Source organism: Paraburkholderia sp. GAS199 (assembly GCF_050436585.1).
In the GTDB taxonomy this organism is placed as follows: Bacteria; Pseudomonadota; Gammaproteobacteria; order Burkholderiales; family Burkholderiaceae; genus Paraburkholderia.
Map to the genome: position 1 here is coordinate 286,483 of NZ_JBNDMM010000003.1, position 16,351 is coordinate 302,833.

13 protein-coding genes are annotated in these 16,351 nt (G+C 63.2%); 9 read left to right on the forward strand and 4 right to left on the reverse strand.

Annotation, left to right across the window (positions count from 1 at the left end; translation table 11 throughout):
• Positions 1 to 30 precede the first annotated feature (30 nt).
• Genes P3T18_RS12945 through P3T18_RS12975 form a run of 7 tightly spaced genes read left to right on the forward strand, consistent with a single transcriptional unit; the run spans position 31 to position 8,147 of the window.
• Positions 31 to 1,131, forward strand: coding sequence for an ABC transporter substrate-binding protein (locus P3T18_RS12945; protein ID WP_429300321.1), 1,101 nt, complete (start codon positions 31 to 33; stop codon positions 1,129 to 1,131).
• A gap of 16 nt (positions 1,132 to 1,147) precedes the next feature.
• Positions 1,148 to 1,981, forward strand: a complete 834-nt coding sequence (locus tag P3T18_RS12950) for an ABC transporter permease (RefSeq protein ID WP_429300322.1) — start codon at positions 1,148 to 1,150, stop codon at positions 1,979 to 1,981.
• Positions 1,978 to 2,829, forward strand: coding sequence for an ABC transporter permease (locus P3T18_RS12955; RefSeq protein ID WP_429300323.1), 852 nt, complete (start codon positions 1,978 to 1,980; stop codon positions 2,827 to 2,829). Before P3T18_RS12950 ends, P3T18_RS12955 begins: the two co-directional genes overlap by 4 nt.
• A gap of 37 nt (positions 2,830 to 2,866) precedes the next feature.
• Positions 2,867 to 4,456, forward strand: a complete 1,590-nt coding sequence (locus tag P3T18_RS12960) for a phytoene desaturase family protein (RefSeq protein WP_429300324.1) — start codon at positions 2,867 to 2,869, stop codon at positions 4,454 to 4,456.
• 21 nt (positions 4,457 to 4,477) lie between these two features.
• Positions 4,478 to 5,584, forward strand: coding sequence for an ABC transporter ATP-binding protein (locus P3T18_RS12965; protein WP_429300325.1), 1,107 nt, complete (start codon positions 4,478 to 4,480; stop codon positions 5,582 to 5,584).
• A gap of 46 nt (positions 5,585 to 5,630) precedes the next feature.
• Complete coding sequence (locus tag P3T18_RS12970; protein WP_429300326.1) at positions 5,631 to 7,271, forward strand: class I adenylate-forming enzyme family protein; 1,641 nt, start codon at positions 5,631 to 5,633, stop codon at positions 7,269 to 7,271.
• A gap of 21 nt (positions 7,272 to 7,292) precedes the next feature.
• Complete coding sequence (locus P3T18_RS12975) at positions 7,293 to 8,147, forward strand: amidohydrolase family protein (RefSeq protein ID WP_429300327.1); 855 nt, start codon at positions 7,293 to 7,295, stop codon at positions 8,145 to 8,147.
• 19 nt (positions 8,148 to 8,166) lie between these two features.
• Here P3T18_RS12975 and P3T18_RS12980 read toward each other — a convergent pair whose 3' ends face one another.
• Positions 8,167 to 10,257 (reverse strand): pyridoxamine 5'-phosphate oxidase family protein, encoded by a 2,091-nt coding sequence (locus P3T18_RS12980; RefSeq protein WP_429300328.1) that lies wholly within the window; start codon positions 10,255 to 10,257, stop codon positions 8,167 to 8,169.
• A 47-nt stretch (positions 10,258 to 10,304) separates the two neighbouring features.
• Complete coding sequence (locus P3T18_RS12985; protein WP_429300329.1) at positions 10,305 to 10,946, reverse strand: glutathione S-transferase family protein; 642 nt, start codon at positions 10,944 to 10,946, stop codon at positions 10,305 to 10,307.
• A gap of 123 nt (positions 10,947 to 11,069) precedes the next feature.
• Here P3T18_RS12985 and P3T18_RS12990 point away from each other — a divergent pair, with 123 nt between their 5' ends.
• Entirely contained in the window at positions 11,070 to 12,023 is a 954-nt protein-coding gene (locus P3T18_RS12990) for a LysR family transcriptional regulator (protein ID WP_429300330.1), read from the forward strand.
• Between the two features lie 230 nt (positions 12,024 to 12,253).
• The gene (locus P3T18_RS12995; RefSeq protein ID WP_429300331.1) at positions 12,254 to 13,417 is read left to right on the forward strand and encodes a Fic family protein; all 1,164 of its coding nucleotides are present in this window, start codon (positions 12,254 to 12,256) and stop codon (positions 13,415 to 13,417) included.
• A gap of 147 nt (positions 13,418 to 13,564) precedes the next feature.
• On the opposite strand, the gene P3T18_RS13000 is transcribed toward P3T18_RS12995, so the two are convergent.
• Positions 13,565 to 14,704, reverse strand: a complete 1,140-nt coding sequence (locus P3T18_RS13000) for a porin (RefSeq protein WP_429300332.1) — start codon at positions 14,702 to 14,704, stop codon at positions 13,565 to 13,567.
• A 292-nt stretch (positions 14,705 to 14,996) separates the two neighbouring features.
• A complete protein-coding gene (locus tag P3T18_RS13005) occupies positions 14,997 to 16,112 on the reverse strand; it encodes a succinylglutamate desuccinylase/aspartoacylase family protein (RefSeq protein WP_429300333.1) in 1,116 nt (371 codons plus the stop codon).
• Positions 16,113 to 16,351 lie beyond the last annotated feature (239 nt).

Consider the following 16,351-nt stretch of genomic DNA (forward strand, 5'->3'; position numbering starts at 1 on the left):
GTAGTGCCCCGCTAGCTCATGGAGACCAACATGAAAACACGCACCACCCGCAGTCCGATCGATCAGGCAGCTTCCGATAACGCATCAGGCGGTCCGTCGCGCCCGCGCCGGGTCTTTCTGCAACAGGCCGGCGCGCTGGCAGGCGTCGCGCTGCTGGGGGCGCCCGCCATCGTGCGGGCGCAGACGAAAAGCATCAGCGTGACGTGCTGGGGCGGCGCGTACGAGGCGGCAGTGCGCGCCGCGTTCGCCGACCCTTTCACGAAAGAGACGGGTATCGCGGTCAACCTCGTGAATAGCGCCGACCTTGCACGCATGAAGGTGCAGGTGGACTCGAAAAACGTCTCGTGGGACGTATTCGACAGCATCGGTCCGCAGATCGTGGCGGGCTCGCGTCAGGGCATGTGGGAGAAGCTCGATCCGGCCATCGTCAAGACCGACGGCCTCGTCACGAAGACGGGCGTGGACTACGTGGGCACCTATTCGTACGCCGGCGGCATCGGCTTCGATCCGAAGCGTAACGGCGGCAAGCATCCTTCCACCTATGCCGAGTTCTGGGACGTGAAGGCGTTTCCGGGCCGCCGGGGACTGCGTCCGCGTGTGAGCGAGAATCTGGAAATGGCGCTGCTCGCCGACGGCGTCGCGCCCGACAAGCTTTATCCACTGGATATCGAACGCGCCTTCAAGGCGATGGACCGCATCAAGCCTGCCGTACGCAAATGGATCGAGACGACGCCGGAGACGGTCACGCTCATCGCCAACAACGAACTCGACTTCACGTACACGTATCTGAGCCGCGTGCTTCCGGCCCAGCGCGCGGGCACGTCGATCCAGATGTCGATGAAGCAGACGCTCAACAGCTTCGAATATCTGGCGGTGCCGAAGTACGGCAAGAACACCAAAGCGGCGATGCAGTACGTGGCTTTCTGCCTGCGCCCCGACCGTCAGGCGGCGTTCTGCGAGATGGTGGAATTCGCACCCAATGCCGCCCAGGCCATGTCGCTCGTCTCGGCGGCCGCAAAGTCGCGCATGCCGGATATGCACGACGCGAACAGCATCATCATCAACGACGCGTGGTGGGGCGATCACTACGATGCGCTGCAGAACCGATTCACGACCTGGATGCTGACGTAGGAAGCCGGAGCGCGCGATGAACTATACGTTGAACACGAAGGCCGTGGTCGCGATGTTGCTGCCGCTGTTCGGCCTGCTGTCGGTATTTTTTCTGTGGCCGTTGGGTGTGGTGGGCTGGTCGAGCATCTATGAACACGCATTCACGCTGCGTGGCTACGAACAGGTGCTGACCAATCCGCTCATTCGCCGTGTGCTGGGCAATACGTTGTCGATCAGCGTGGTCGCCACCGTGACGAGTCTGGTGCTGGGCTACATCATCGCGCTGCATCTGGCGCGGATGCCGGCCTCGAAGCGCGCTCCGTATCTCGTGATGGTCATGCTGCCGTTCTGGACCAGTATTCTCGTCAAGAGCTATGCGTTCACGGTTCTGCTCGGCAGCGCGGGCATTATCGCCAACGTGGTGGGCTGGCTGACGAACGACGCGTGGCATCCCGATCTGATCTTCAACCGCACAGGCGTCGTGATCGGGATGACTAACTATTTATTGCCGTTCATGGTTCTGCCGATTCTCACGAGCCTGACCACGCAGAATCGCAATATCAAGTTTGCCGCTGAATTGATGGGCGCGGGCTCGTTCATGATTTTTACGCGCATTACGCTGCCGCTGTCCATGCCTGGTGTCATGGCAGGTGTGCTGATGTGCCTCACCTTATCCACCGGCATGTACATCACACCGGCTTTGCTCGGCGGACCACGCGACATGATGCTCGCCAACCTGATCGATTTCTACACGCGCCAGACACTCGACTGGACGCTCGCGGCGTCGATCGCCATGATGCTGCTGGTGCTGTCGGGCGTGCTCATCGCCCTGCTGGGCGGCGTTCAGCGCGGCAAGGAGGCACTCGTATGATGGACACCGCAACCCGCGTGGGCACCGACTTCGTGAAAAGTCCGCCAAAACGCCGTGACAGCCGTGCGGCCATGCGCCTGCTCGGCGCAGTGGGCGGCTGGTGCGGCTATCTGTTCCTGCTGCTGCCGAGCCTCGTCATCGTGCCGATTTCCTTCGGCGGCGGCAGCGAACTGACCTTTCCGCCGAAGACGTTTTCCCTCGCATTGTTCCACCAGTTTCTCGCCGACCCGGCGTGGTGGAGCGCCTGCATCACGAGTGTGACGGTTGCACTGCTCGCATCGGCCATCTCGATTGCCGTGGGTGTGCCGGGCGCCTATGCGCTCGCTCGCGGCCGCTTTCCCGGCAAGCGCGTCTTCGAGACGCTCGCCATCACGCCGATGCTCGTGCCGGTGGTCGTGCTCGGGCTGGGCGTCTACAAGCAGTTCTCGATGCTGTCGCTGGTGAATACCGTGTGGGGCCTGGCACTGGCTCACGCCGTGCTGGTGGTGCCGTTCGTCGTCATCGCGGTCGGGTCGGGTTTGCGCCACGCCGATGCGTCGCTCGAAGCGGTGGCGCTCGTGATGGGCGCGAGCCGTGTCCGGATTTTCTTCCAGGTCGTGCTGCCGCAAATTCGTGCGTCGGTCGCGGTGAGCGTGCTGTTCGCTTTCCTGCTGTCGTTCGACGAAGTGGTGGTCGCCTATTTCATCTCCGGCCCGCAAACGACGACCTTGCCGGTGAAGATGTACAGCGCGATTCGTTGGGAGGTCTCGCCGGTGCTCGCCGCCGTATCGACGATGCTCACGCTGGTCTCGCTGCTGGTGTGTCTCGGCATCATGGCATTGCAACGCCACGATGCATCCGCCGAATGATCGACGATCTTATCCATTCATCGCGAAAGCAATAAACATGAAGAACAGCTACGACGCAGTGATCATCGGGGCAGGGCACAACGGGCTCGTATGCGGCGCCTATCTGGCGCGCGCCGGCTTCAAGGTCTGCCTGCTGGAACGGCGCGACATCGCGGGCGGCGCGGCCGTCAGCGAAGCCGTGTGGCCGGGGTATCGGGTGTCCACGGCCTCTTACACGATGGCGCTCTTGCAGCCGCGCATCATCCAGGAGCTGGAACTGGCGAAATACGGCTACGAGATCATCGTGCCGCCGCCGATGCTGCATCTCTACGGCAACGAACGAAGCCTCGCTTTTCGCGCGGAAGGCGACCAGTTGCGCGCCGACATTGCCCGCTTCAGCGAGGCCGATTCGAACGCATATGGCCGGTATCGCGCGCACATGACACGGCTCGGCAAGGTGGTGGCCAACATGCTGTGGGAAATCCCGCCCGATCCCGCCGCGAGCAACGTGAGCGCGCGCAGCCGGCTGCTGGGTTTCGCGTGGCGTTATCGCGGCATCGGCGACCAGTTCTACGATCTGTACGACGTCCTCACACTGAGCGCCCGTGATTTTCTGGCGCGCTGGTTCGAGTCCGACGAAATGATTACCGCGATGGGCTTCTACGCATCGTGCGGCGGCGCGGCCACCAGCATCTGTTCGCCGGGTTCGGCCTACGTGCTGCTGCGCGGCTTCATTCGCGACCACACCACCAGCGCCGGGCCGGCCGGCTTCGTGCGCGGCGGCATGGGCTCGATCTCGGACGCGATCGCGGCGTCCGGCAAAGCGCACGGCATGGAAGTGCGCTGCGACGCGCCGGTGGCGTCGGTGATCGTCAAGGGCGAGCGCGCAGCCGGTGTGCGGCTCGCGTCGGGCGAAGAGATCGAGGCGAAGTGCGTGATTTCCAACGTGGCCACCAAGGTGCTGTTTCAGCAACTCGTCAGCGCAGACAACGTGCCGCCCGAATTTCTTTCGCGCGTCGCGCAGATCCGCGATCGCTCGACGGCGTTCAAGGTCAACCTCGCGCTCAAACGCTTGCCTCTGTTCAAGGATTTCGACGCGCAGCGCGCAGGCTTTGCCTATCCCGCACAGGTGCGCATCGGGCCGTCGGTGGAGTATCTCGAACGCGCGTGGGACGCGGCGAAGTACGGCGAGATTTCGTCGCGTCCGCCGCTGGTCGTTCTGAGCCCGAGTGCGGTGGACCCGAGCGTCGCGCCCGAAGGCAAGCACCTGATGAGCATTTTCGGCCAGCACGCGCCATACGTCTTGCGCGAGGGAAAGTGGGACACGCAACGCGAACGTCTTTACGAAATCGTGCTCGACACGCTGTCGGAGTACGCGCCCGATATACGCGATTGCATCGACGGTGCGCAGGTTCTGTCGCCCGCCGATCTCGAACGGATTTTCGCCTTGCCGGGCGGCCACGTGCATCACGGCGAACTGAGCGCAGACCAGATCTTTTTCCGGCGCCCCGTCCAGGGCGCAGGGGACTATCGCACGCCGATCAAAGGGCTTTATCAATGCGGCGCGTCGGTACATCCGGGCGGCGGCGTAACGGGCGTACCAGGACACAACGCAGCGCAGGTCGTGATGCGCGGCGAACGGCATTGAGCGTAGAGATCACAGGATTCCATGATGAACATGATCGAACTGAAGCAGGTTTCCCGGCGCTACGGCGCGGTCGAGGCGCTCGCGCCGCTCGACTTCAGCGTGAAGTCGGGTGAATTCGTCACGCTGCTCGGCCCTAGCGGATCGGGCAAGACCACGCTGCTCAACCTGATTGCCGGCATGGTGAGTCCTTCGTCGGGACAGATATTCGTGCGCGGCGTGGACATCACGAATTCGCCGCCGAGCGCGCGCGGACTGGGCATGGTGTTTCAGAACTATGCGCTGATGCCGCACATGACGGTGTTCGACAACATCGCGTTTCCGCTGCGCGTGCGGAAAATGTCGAAGGACGACATTCGCCGCCGAGTGAAGGAAGTGCTCGACATGGTGCAGCTTCCCGACATTGCCGCGCGCAAGCCGAAGGAACTCTCCGGCGGCCAGCAACAACGCGTTTCACTCGCGCGCTGCATTGCCTACAACCCTGCCTTGATTCTGCTCGACGAACCGCTCGGCGCACTGGACAAAAAATTGCGCGAGCAGATGCAATTCGAAATTCGCCGCTTGCACGCGGAACTCGGCATCACGATGCTCAACGTGACACATGACCAGGACGAAGCGCTGTCGATGTCGGATCGCATCGTGCTGATGAACCGCGGGCGCGTCGAGCAGATCGCCACGCCGGACGAACTCTATCGCTCGCCGCGCACCACGTTTGCCGCGAGTTTCATCGGTACGGCCAATCTCATCTCCGGCACAGTGCAGGAGAACGAAGGTGAACACGCGGTGGTATCGACGCCGCTGGGTTTGCTGCCGGCTTCCACGAGGGGCTGCGCGGTGACGCCCGGCGCAACCGTGAATCTGCTGGTGCGTCCGGAGAGCGTGCGCATGACGTCGTCGCTGCATCTGTCGGGCACGGAAAGCGCCGATGGCCCGCGTCATGCCGGCACGCTGGTGGACTCGATCACGCTAGGCAGCGTGGTGCGTCATCACGTGCGCCTGCCGGGCGACATGCAGATCATCGTCCAGCAGCAGGGTAACCGGCGGCAGGGCGCGCAGGAGCGCGGCGCGTCGGTTCTGCTCGACTGGTCGCCCGAGGATTGCCAGATCATTTTGCAAGACCAACCGGCATAACAGGCACGCCTCGCGGCGCGAGGCCTCGACATTTCTGGAGAATAGGATGAAAACACTGTCGCCGACCGTGGAGGACGAACTCGCTCGTCGAAAACGTCAGGAGCAACTCGCTTTGCCTGAATCGCTCGGGCAGTTCGTGCGCGAGCAGGCCGCGCTTCACGGCGACAAGATCGCGGCCGTGTGGTTCGATCGCGGTGTCAGCATGACTTATACGCAGATCGACCTTGCCGCTTCACAGCTCGCCGATTCGTTCATGCGGCTCGGTATTCGCAAGGGCTGTCATGTGGCGCTGATGCTGAAGAATGCACCCGAATTTCCCATCACGTGGATCGCGCTCGGCCGCATCGGCGCCGTGATGGTGCCGGTGAATACGGCTTATACGCCGGACGAAATGATGTTCGTGCTGACCGACGCCGACGCGCAATTCATGGTGATCGACGCGGAATTTTTGCCGCGCATTGCCGAAGCGCCCGCACTGCCGAAACTGCTTTCGTGGGAACGCGTGATCGTGTCCGGCGAGAGCGCGCACCCGCTGAACTGGCAGACGCTGCTCGATGCCGGCAGTGCGGATTTCGTCGCGCCGAGCGCGGTTTCGCGCAACGATCTTCTCAATCTGCAATATACGTCGGGCACGACGGGTTTTCCGAAAGGCTGCATGCTGAGCCACGATTACTGGATGATTCATTCGCACGGCGCGGCGCGGCATCGGCGTGGACCGGAGGCGGGAATCGAGAACGTGCTGATCTGGGCGCCGTTCTTTTACATGGACCCGATGTGGCAGTTCCTCATGACGCTGAAACTCGGCGGCACGGCGTATATCGCCGATCGCATGAGTCTGACGCGTTTCATGTCGTGGCTGATCGACTACCGCATTCACTACTGCATCTTTCCGGAGCCGGCGCTGAGTCAGCATCCACGCAGTGCGCGAGACGCGGACGTGTGCCTGAAATACGTCAGTATCTACGGCTGGACGAAACCGGCGCGAGAGGAAATTCGCGCGCGTTTCAACGTCATTGCGCGTGAAGGCTTCGGCATGACCGAAGTCGGCACGGGCGCACTCGTGCCCGCGTGGGCGCACGAAAAAGCATTGGAGCGTACCTGCGGTTTGCCGGCGCCGTTTCGCGAATTGCAGGTGCGGCGCGACGACGGCAGCGTGGCGGACGTCGATGAAGTCGGCGAGTTGTGGATTCGCGGGCGCGGCATTCTGGCGGGCTATTACAAGCGGCCCGAGGCCAACGCGGAAAGTTTCGACGGCGAGTGGTTCCGCACGGGCGACCTGTTTCGACGCGACGCAGAAGGCTTTTATTTCATCGTCGGCCGCATCAAGGAGATGATCAAACGGGCCGGCGAGAACGTGTCCGCCACGGAAGTGGAAACGGTGCTGCGCAGCATGGACGCAATCGACGAGGCAGCCGTGGTGCCCGTGCCCGATCCGCTGCGGCGCGAGGAAGTGAAGGCGTATCTGAAATTGCGCGATGGCCTGACGGCTCGCGATCTGCCGCCCGATGCAGTGTTCGAGCATTGCGCGCAGCATCTCGCACCGTTCAAGATTCCGCGTTTCCTGCAATACGTCGAAGGTGATTTTCCTCGCACGCCGTCGCGCAAGATCGCCAAGAAAAGGTTGATCGCCGAAACCGTCGATCCGTTTGCCGGAACCTTTGACCGCCAGGAATCGCGTTGGCGCTGACGCCTTTGACCGGAGCTGTTCATGTTCGTAGACTTTTCGAGTCGTCCGCCCTCGCTGCAACTCGACGGACCCGCCAGTCATCTGTCGAACTATCGGCGCGTGTATGAAGGCACCGAGCGACAGGTGACGCACGGCGGCGTCAGCGAAGATCCGCTGGCCGCTTATCTCGCCACGTACGAGCGTCTGAACGCGCGTCATGTCGTGCTGAAAGCGCGCGATCTGCGCAGCACGTTCGGCGTCAGGATTTCGAATGAAGACGTAGCAGCGTTTTGCCGGCAGCACGGTGAACGCTACATCGGCTTCGCGGGCGTCGATCCGCACAGGGGCGAACTCGCCGTCGAGGAATTGGAAACCGCAGTGCGCGAACTGGGTCTGCGCGGACTGAACGTGCAAGGCTTCGAACACAAACTGGCGATAGACGATCCCCTGCTGTTTCCGCTTTATCGCAAATGCGTAGAGCTGAACGTGCCGGTGAACATCCATTGCGGCACGAACTTTTCGACTCAGGTGTCGATGATGTTCGGCCATCCGGCCGCGCTCGATCGCGTGATGGTGGCCTTGCCCGAGTTGCGCGTGTGCGCGTCGCCGCCGGGCTGGCCGTGGGTGCAGGAGTTGCTCGCCGTGGCGTGGCGGCACCCGAACGTCTGGATCGGCACGGTGGCCGTTCGCCCCAAACTCCTCGCCACGCCGCACTCCGGGTACGAGCCGCTCTTGCAATACGGCAGGACCATTCTAAAAAAGCGCATGATTTTCGGCTCGGCTTTTCCCATGATGCCGGTGGAAAAAGCACTCGCCGAATTCGACTCGCTGGCGCTGCCTGATTCAGTGCGTGAAGACTGGCGGTGCAACAACGCGCTCGAATTTCTGGGGATGTGAAACGACGGCGTGCCGTCGTTCAAAGATCGAGTGTCAACGCCGCGACGCCTTCGCCGACGTTCGGCCGTCCCATGCAAATGAGCGCATGGCCCGGTTCGACTTCGGCGTCGACGGGGTCCTGATAGCTCACGCTGCCGCTCGTCACGCGCGTCGAGCAGGTCCCGCACATGCCTGAACGGCAACTCGACGCCGCTTCGATGCCGCACGATTCGGCGAATTCCAGCAGCGTGCCGTCTTTCGGTAGCCACTGCACCGTGCGTTGCGAGCACGCAAACGTCACGGGTACGCCGCCGACGGCCGGTGTCGCGTCATCGGCCGGACGCTCCTGTGCCGGCTCCGGTTTGCTTTGCGCCGCAACGGCCAGCGTGCGCTTGATGCTGGCAGGACCGAATGCTTCGAAGCGGATGCGTTCGTCGGGAACGTTCAACGCGCGCAAACCTTCGTACAGGTCGCGCATGAACGCTTCGGGGCCGCACAGGTAGAAGTCGTAGTCGTCGAACGGCAGCAGACGTTTGAGCGCGGCCATATCGACGCGGCCCGGCCACGCTTGCGAATGGCCGTCGCTTTCCGTGTTGAACAGATGCATCGACAGGTTGCCATGACGCTGCGCCAGTTCGCGCAGATGCGCGGCGAACGGACGTTCGCGGTCGTTGCGCGCGCCGTGGAAAAAATGCAGCGGCCTGGCCGCATTCGCCGGGCCTGCCGCGAGCGCGTGATGCAACATCGTCAGCATCGGCGTGATGCCGATTCCCGCCGAAACGAATACGACGGAGCGACGGCTCGTCGCGTCGAACGTGAACGCGCCGCGCGGCGGCATCGTTTCGACGGTCGCGCCGGCGGCAAGATGTTCGTGCAACCAGTTCGACGCAACACCCTGACGCTTCACGCTGATGCGATATTGCCGCGTGTCGCTCGCGGCGGACAGCGTATAGGTCCGCACGAGCGGCGCGCCCGATTCCGCGAGCGGCACACGGATCGGCAAAAACTGGCCGGGCTCGAATGCGGGCAACGATGCGCCGTCGAGCGACTCCAGGTAGAACGAACGAATCGACGCGGTTTCGTCGTCGATGCGCGCAACCCGCAGCGTTTTCCACGACGACGCTATCTGCGGCGCTGCGTTTGGCGTTCTGGTCGCGGCAAACTGCGGCGCAAAGTCGACGGCGGACCAGCGGAACGGCAAGGCCGCGGGGCTCCGGCGCACTTCGGTCACGCGAAAACGCACCAGTCTCTCGGCGAGCGGAAAACTCGCGAGTTCGGGGCCGTCCCAGATGATTTCGGCCAGCGCGGCGACATACAGCAGATCGCCGCTGTCGAAGTCGACGAACAACAGGCCGGCGCGCGGATCGTGCGTCAGATTGCCGAGCGTGTTGAAGAATTTGTTGCCCGTGAAGTCGGGCGTGATCAGCGTGGTGGCATCGTCCACGCGAACGAAACCCGGCATGCCGCCGCGATGCGAGACATCCGCGCCGCGCGCGAGGCCTGCGTCGGTCGCGAGGTTGGCGCTGGCGATAAAAAACGTATCGGCGCGCGCCAGCAATGCGCGATCGGCATCGCTCAATTCGGTGGCGTACTCCACGCCGGCCACGTTTGCGTCGCCGGCATTCGGGCCGCGCGCGATGAACTCGGGCGTGCGGCCCTGAATGTATTTGGCGCAATTGCCGAAGCTTTGCAGTACGTCGAGCGAGATCGTGTCGCCGCTAATTGAGCGCACCACGCCGTTGATGCGGTTGCGTCGGCGCGTCTGCGGTTGCAGGCCGAGGCCGCCGATCTGTGCGCCTTCGGTCCAGCTGCCGTTCAACGGATCGCCCGGCAGCGCGCCGCCTTCGATGCGCAGCGTGCGCGCGTCCGGCGACGACACGAAGCCCGGCTTGCCGACCCGCAGCGTTGCCCACGGTTGCCCGCTGGCATCGACCCCGCCGAACACCATGAACGGCTGCTCGGCGAAAAACTGCCGGTGCTGTTCCGGCATGAAGCGGCGAATTCCGCGCCGGCCGCTGCGTTCCGCTTCTTCGCTGACGCCGGCACGACGCTGGACAGCGAGTTCCGCGCCGTGAAACGGCGGGGCGTCGGCGCCCCAACCGCTGGGTTTGATGGTCGATGCTTCGGGCATGACAGCCTCCGATCGTGCGAATCGCGTGGCGCCGCGTCGCCTGCGTCCTACTCGGCGAGCAGGCCGGCTTTGGTCGACGGCATGGGAGTGAAGCGCGGCAATGCCTCGACGCGGCGCAGCCAGGCGCGAATGTTCGGGTACGGTTCGAGCGACACGCCGCCTTCCGGCGCGTGGGCGATATACGTATGCGCCGCGACATCGGCGATCGTCACGTGGTCGCCTGCGGCGAACGGCTTGTCGGCGAGTTCGCGGTCCATCACGTCGAACAGCTTGACCGCGATTTTCTGCGCGGTTTCGAGGTTCAGCGGCGCGCCGAATACCGTCACGAGACGCGCGGAGCACGGCCCGTAGGCGATCTGACCGGCGGCCAGCGAGAGCCAGCGCTGCACCGTCGCGGCGCCGAGCGCGTCCTGCGGCAGCCAGGATTCATCGCCGTAGCGCTTCGCCAGATAAACGAGGATCGCGTTCGAATCGAACAACACCGTTTCGCCGTCTTCGATCGTCGGCACCTGGCCGAACGGATTGAGCTGGAGATATTCCGGGCGGCGGTTGTCGCCGGCCTTCATGTTCAGTTCGATCACTTCGAACGGCAGATCGAGCAGGCTCAGGAACAGTTTGACGCGATGACCATGACCGGACAGCAGCGTGGTGTGGAGTCGAATCGGCTGGGCGGGTTTGGCGGCGGGCATGACTGGATCCTTTCGATGAGGGGTGGAACCGCGGATGGAATGATCACAGCGTAATGGCCGCCGCCGCGCACGAGAAGCCTGCTAAGCTTCAAAACATAGTCAATCCAAAGTGGACAATCTATCGTGACGGACCTGCGCGATGTCAATCTGAACCGGCTGGCGGTTTTCGTGGCGGTGGTCGAAGCAGGCTCGCTCACCGCGGCGGCGGCGCGGCTGGGTCTGGCGAAGGCGATGGTCAGCACGCACATTCAGCGGCTCGAGCGGGAAGTGGGCGCGAGTCTGCTGGTGCGAACCACGCGGCAATTGAAGGTGACGGAAAGCGGTCGCGCCTTTTACGACGCAAGCTGCCGGATTCTGCAAGCGACGGAAGACGCGATATCCGCGGTGTCCGGTGCGAGCGCGCCGGTACGCGGCACCTTGCGGGTCAGCGCGCCGAACGACTACGGCGCGCTCGCCGTCGCGCCGGCGCTGGTGGAACTACGCGAGATTTATCCGGAGCTCGACGTCGAACTGATCTGCAGCGACAGTTACGTCGATCTGATCGCGGACGGTATCGACGTGGCGATTCGCCTCGGTCGCCTCGCCGATTCGAATTACCGCGCAGTGCGGATCGGCGGCTACGTCAAGTGGGTGGTGGCGAGCCCGGCTTTCGTCGAAAAATGGGGCACGCCGCGCTCGCCGGCGGCGTTGGCAAAGCTGCCGTTCATTGCGCAATCGGTGTTGCCGCATCCGCTGACACTGGAATTGCAGCGTGGCGGCGGCGTCCGAAGTGCGGCGAAAGGCACGACAAAAGACGCTGCCAAAGGCACGACCCGAAGCGTGCGCTGCGCGAGCGGCCTCGTCGTCAATACTGCGGACACGGCGCGCGCCGCAGCGTTGTCGGGCGGCGGATTCGGCCTGCTGACCGATTTCTCTATCGCCTCGGACGTCGAAGCGGGGCGCCTGCTGCGTCTGTTGCCCGACTGGACGACGGTGCCCGCCGGCATCCACGCGGTGTTTCCGCCCACCAGCTATCCGCCGGCGAAAGTGCTCGCGCTGATCGATGTGTTCAGGCGACGGCTTGGGGCGTTGGGGTGATGGGGTGGGAGCGGGGCGTCGCTTTTCGTTTGGGCTGTCGGTTCGCCGGCTGGCATGCGGCACCGCTACAGCCATGGTGAGCTTTCAGCTCATGTTTTGAGTCGATTAGCGGGTTAATCGACTCATACTGGGATACACTTATTCGACTCGTGATTTGAGTCGAATAAGGCCGGTAATCGCCTCAACCATCCGGATCGACGCATAGTCTCAATCTCAATCGGCACCCTGTCATGCCCACATCATTCATCTGGCAAACGCCGACGTGGCCCGGCATGCACTACGACGCCATTAGCGTCGGGACCGAGCTTGCGCGCGCGCATCGTGCTCAGGGCGTCGTCGAGGGCAAGCTGACGAGCATTGGCTTCGAGCAGCGCCTCGAACTCGCCGCCGAGGCATGGAGCCAGGAGGCGGTCGCGACAGCCGCTATCGAGGGTGAGCGAATCGACCTGACGGCGGTGCGCTCGTCCGTCGCGAGGCGGCTTGGGGTCGGGAATCAGGAAGGCCCGAACGCGCCCCGGAGCGTCGAAGGTTTGCTCGACATCATGGACGACGCAGTGCTACAACGCGACGCGCCGCTCACTCACGAGCGCTTATGCGCCTGGCAAGCTGCGCTTTTTCCCACCGGCTACTCGGGCATGAGCCGAATTCTCGTCGGCGCTTATCGCGAGCATGCCGAGCCGATGCAGATCGTCAGCGGGCATGTCGGACGCGAAAGAGTTCACTACGAGGCGCCGTCGTCGGCTCGCGTTCCGTCCGAAATGCAAGTGTTCCTCGAATGGTTCAACGCAATCACCGAGCACGACAGTCTGGTCAAAGCCGCGCTCGCGCATCTGTGGTTCGAAACGATCCATCCTTTCGAAGACGGCAATGGCCGTATCGGTCGGGTCATCGTCGACCTCGTGCTGGCCCGTGAAAGCGGCGAAGTCAGCCGTCTGATTCGAACCTCGCAACGTTTGCTCGAGAGGCGCAACGACTATTATCAGCAACTCGAGCGCGCGCAACATGGTCAGCTGGACGTGACCGAATGGGTTCTGTGGTTTGTCGAGCAGGTGCGAGTGTCCTGCGAAGAGGCATCCGTTGCAGTGGACGCCGCGCTCGCCAAGGCTGTTTTCTGGACGAGCCATCAGGACAAAGCCCTGACGACCCGACAGCGCAAAGTCGTCAACCTGTTGCTCGATGCCGGTCCCAAAGGTTTTGAAGGCGGCATGAGTACCAGAAAATACGAGAGCATCGGCAGCACCTCGCGAGCCACGGCGTCGCGTGAGCTCATCGAGCTCGAAGAGATGGGCCTGCTGGGCAAGGTTGGTGCTGGTCGCTCGACCCGCTATTACCTGAATATCCCGGGGTGGGGGCCGGCCGATGTTGTCGTCGCCAAGCTCCCTGCCTCCAGCTAACCCCCCACCGCCCAGCCAAACGCACCAAACGAAAAAGCCCCCCGGAATCGAATTCCAGGGGGCTTCCACCAGCCGTTTCGCGCGACCGGAACGGCTGGATCGTCAACCTCCCGCCAGAGCGCTCGCGCACTCTGCCGGCGAGTTGCTTTAGAACTTATGGCGGATACCGACGCGCAGTGCCAGTTGCGTGCTTGCGCCCGCTGCCGGCAGGTAGCTGCTTGCGCTCGAACCGATTTGCGCTTGCAGGTCCGTGTTCTTCGACGTCTTGCCCGATGCCTGTTGATACACGCCCAGCAGGTACACGTCCGTGCGCTTGCTCAGTGCGTAGTCGACGTCTGCATCGATCTGGTTCCAGTGACCGTTGGTCAGATCCTTGGCTTGCATGTACGTGTAGCCCAGGCCGCCCGTCAGTGCCGGCGTGAATGCGTACTTCGCGCCTGCTTCATACGCGTTGAACGTGGTCATGTGGCCGGTGATCTGTTCGATGTTCGTGTGCGTCCAGAGGGCGAACATCGTTGCCGGTCCGATCGAGTACTTCGCGCCAACGCCAACCGTCGACAGGTCCTTCGCCGTGCCGCTGATCGCCGAGTTCGACAGCGTCGTCGAGAAGGCCGGTGCTGCGGAACCCGGATAACGGATGTCCGTGTAAGCCGCGCCGATGCCGAACGGGCCGTTTGCGTAGTTCACGCCGAAGCTGTAAGCCGCCGACGAACCGCCCGTGCCCGACGAACCTGCAAATGCGCCAGCCTGGTTCGAGAAGCCGTACATCGCGCCGAACGTCAGGCCCGCGAAGTTTGCGCTGCTGAACTTGACCGAGTTGTTGATACGGCTCGACGTGAGCTGGTCGATATCGTTGATGTGGAAAGCGTAGTTACCCGCGATGGTCTGGCCGCCGTTCGAGTACGAACCGCCGAGGTAGTCCGTCGAGAACGAGTACTGACGGCCGAACGTCAGCGAGCCGATGCCGTTTTGCGACAGACCGACGAATGCCTGACGGCCGAACAACGCGCCGCCTTGACCCAGCGTGCCCGTGCCCGAGTTAAAGCCGTTTTCCAACGTGAACAGAGCCTTCAGGCCGCCACCGAGGTCTTCGGTGCCGCGCAGACCCCAACGGCTACCTTGAGCAACGCCGTCGCCGTATTGATACAGCTTCTGACCAGCCGTGCCAGCGTGGTTAACGTACGTGAAACCGGCGTCGATGATGCCGTACAGCGAGACGCTGCTTTGTGCGTGAGCAGCGCCAGCGAAAATAGCGAGGGTAGCGGCGGCAAGTACTTTCTTATTCAAGACATTCTCCGATTAAAAATTAAGCGATCGCGACGCCGAACTCTCTGGTCGGTCAAGCGATGGCCCGAAATTTAAGGGAACGCAGAGTAAGGTCTGTGACAGAACTGGTTATTTTTGAAACTGTCGCGTATGCGCGACAGATGCCTAGCTTCGCTTTTTCAAATCGAGCAAGGCGCGCCGGGGCGGCAAAGCGGACGCATCAACGCAAATCGCCCGCTGGGACAGCGGGCGATAGGCATGACGGGTTGCGCGGACCGAGCCGCGCGGCGGAATGTTGGCGACTTCAGTGGCGTCAGTTGCTCAGCAACGAGCCGCTCCGGAAGGCTTTCGCGCCGGCAATGCGGGCGAACTCGAGGCCGGCGGTGGCAAAGCGCGTCAGATGGCGCGCGTACAGCACGCCCGCCACCGTGCTTTTCAGCGTGACCACGCGGTCCGTGAGCGGATCGACGATATCGGCGATTTCATGGCCGACGTCGACCCAGGTGCCCACTTCGCAGCGATACACCAGCACGCCGCTGATGGGCGCGACGATCGGCTCGGCGCCGGCGAGCGGCGTGGCGGCAAATTCGAGCGCGGGCAGCGGCGCCGGCGTGCCGTCGATCACACCACGCGAGGTCAGGTATTCGATGATCGCCTGCGCGTCGTGATCGGCGTATTCGTACGACACCTCGCGCTGACCGCGCAATTCGATGGTGACGGAGATCGAGCCGTTCGGAATCGGGAAACGGTCGCCGTAACGGCCGCGCAGATCCGACCAGCAGAAGCTGTGAATCTCGTCGAACGGATTGCCCACGGAGTTGAGCGCCAGCAGCGACGCCTTCGCGTCGAGATAGCGGGCGAGTGGCTCGACTTCCGGCCACAGGTCGGGATTCGTGTAGATGTGCATCGCGGCTTCCCAGTCGCAATGCAGATCGAGCACCACGTCGGCGTCGTACGAGAGCTTTTGCAGCGCGAGACGCTGCGATTCGAGTTCGGTTTCCGGCTTTTGCGCGTCGAGCGCTTCGCGCATGGCCGCGCGGATCGCGTCGCGATTGGCGTCGGCGTTGTCGGTGAGACGCGCTTCGATTCCCGGCTGCACGAGCGCCGCCAGTTCGTAGAAGTTGCGGTTGAAGTTCTGCGCGGTATTCGCTTCGAAGCGGCCCGTCAGATGGCCGAGGAAGTGCTGGTTCAGGCCGATAGGATTGGCCACCGGCACGATCACGACTTCGCCGCGCAGCTTGCCGGCGGTTTCGAGCGCGGCCAGCTTGCGGCGCAGCGCCCACGACACCAGCATGCCGGGCAATTCGTCGGCATGCAGGGACGACTGGATGTAGATCTTCTGCCCGCCGCCGGGACCGTAATGGAAACTCGTCAGATTACGGGCAGTGCCGAGCGTCGGGGCAATCAGCGGATGGGTTTGCGTTTGCATGGTTTTCAGATCCGCGGGCAAATGAGGCGCGCCGCGCTATGTCGTTGATAACAGTGGGAAAGAGTGCGGTTTTTGCGGCCACGGGCGAGGTGCCGGCAGTTCGCTTTGCGGTGTCTCGATCACACGATCTTAGCCGATATGTTGCGAAGTGGGGTTGGACGGGGCGTCGTGAGGCGCGGCTTTTCCATCGAGCGCCCGCTGTCCGGCCGCTGCGTCCAAAACGAAACGGGCCCCGCACT

Excerpts from the sequence above, each read along its gene's own strand:
- P3T18_RS12960 (WP_429300324.1), top strand. The coding sequence starts at position 2,867 with ATGAAGAACAGCTACGACGCAGTGATCATCGGGGCAGGGCACAACGGG.
- P3T18_RS12945 (WP_429300321.1), top strand. The coding sequence starts at position 31 with ATGAAAACACGCACCACCCGCAGTCCGATCGATCAGGCAGCTTCCGAT.
- P3T18_RS12980 (WP_429300328.1), bottom strand. The coding sequence starts at position 10,257 with ATGCCCGAAGCATCGACCATCAAACCCAGCGGTTGGGGCGCCGACGCC.
- P3T18_RS12970 (WP_429300326.1), top strand. The coding sequence starts at position 5,631 with ATGAAAACACTGTCGCCGACCGTGGAGGACGAACTCGCTCGTCGAAAA.
- P3T18_RS12975 (WP_429300327.1), top strand. The coding sequence starts at position 7,293 with ATGTTCGTAGACTTTTCGAGTCGTCCGCCCTCGCTGCAACTCGACGGA.
- P3T18_RS12955 (WP_429300323.1), top strand. The coding sequence starts at position 1,978 with ATGATGGACACCGCAACCCGCGTGGGCACCGACTTCGTGAAAAGTCCG.
- P3T18_RS13005 (WP_429300333.1), bottom strand. The coding sequence starts at position 16,112 with ATGCAAACGCAAACCCATCCGCTGATTGCCCCGACGCTCGGCACTGCC.
- P3T18_RS12985 (WP_429300329.1), bottom strand. The coding sequence starts at position 10,946 with ATGCCCGCCGCCAAACCCGCCCAGCCGATTCGACTCCACACCACGCTG.
- P3T18_RS12965 (WP_429300325.1), top strand. The coding sequence starts at position 4,478 with ATGATGAACATGATCGAACTGAAGCAGGTTTCCCGGCGCTACGGCGCG.
- P3T18_RS12995 (WP_429300331.1), top strand. The coding sequence starts at position 12,254 with ATGCCCACATCATTCATCTGGCAAACGCCGACGTGGCCCGGCATGCAC.
- P3T18_RS12950 (WP_429300322.1), top strand. The coding sequence starts at position 1,148 with ATGAACTATACGTTGAACACGAAGGCCGTGGTCGCGATGTTGCTGCCG.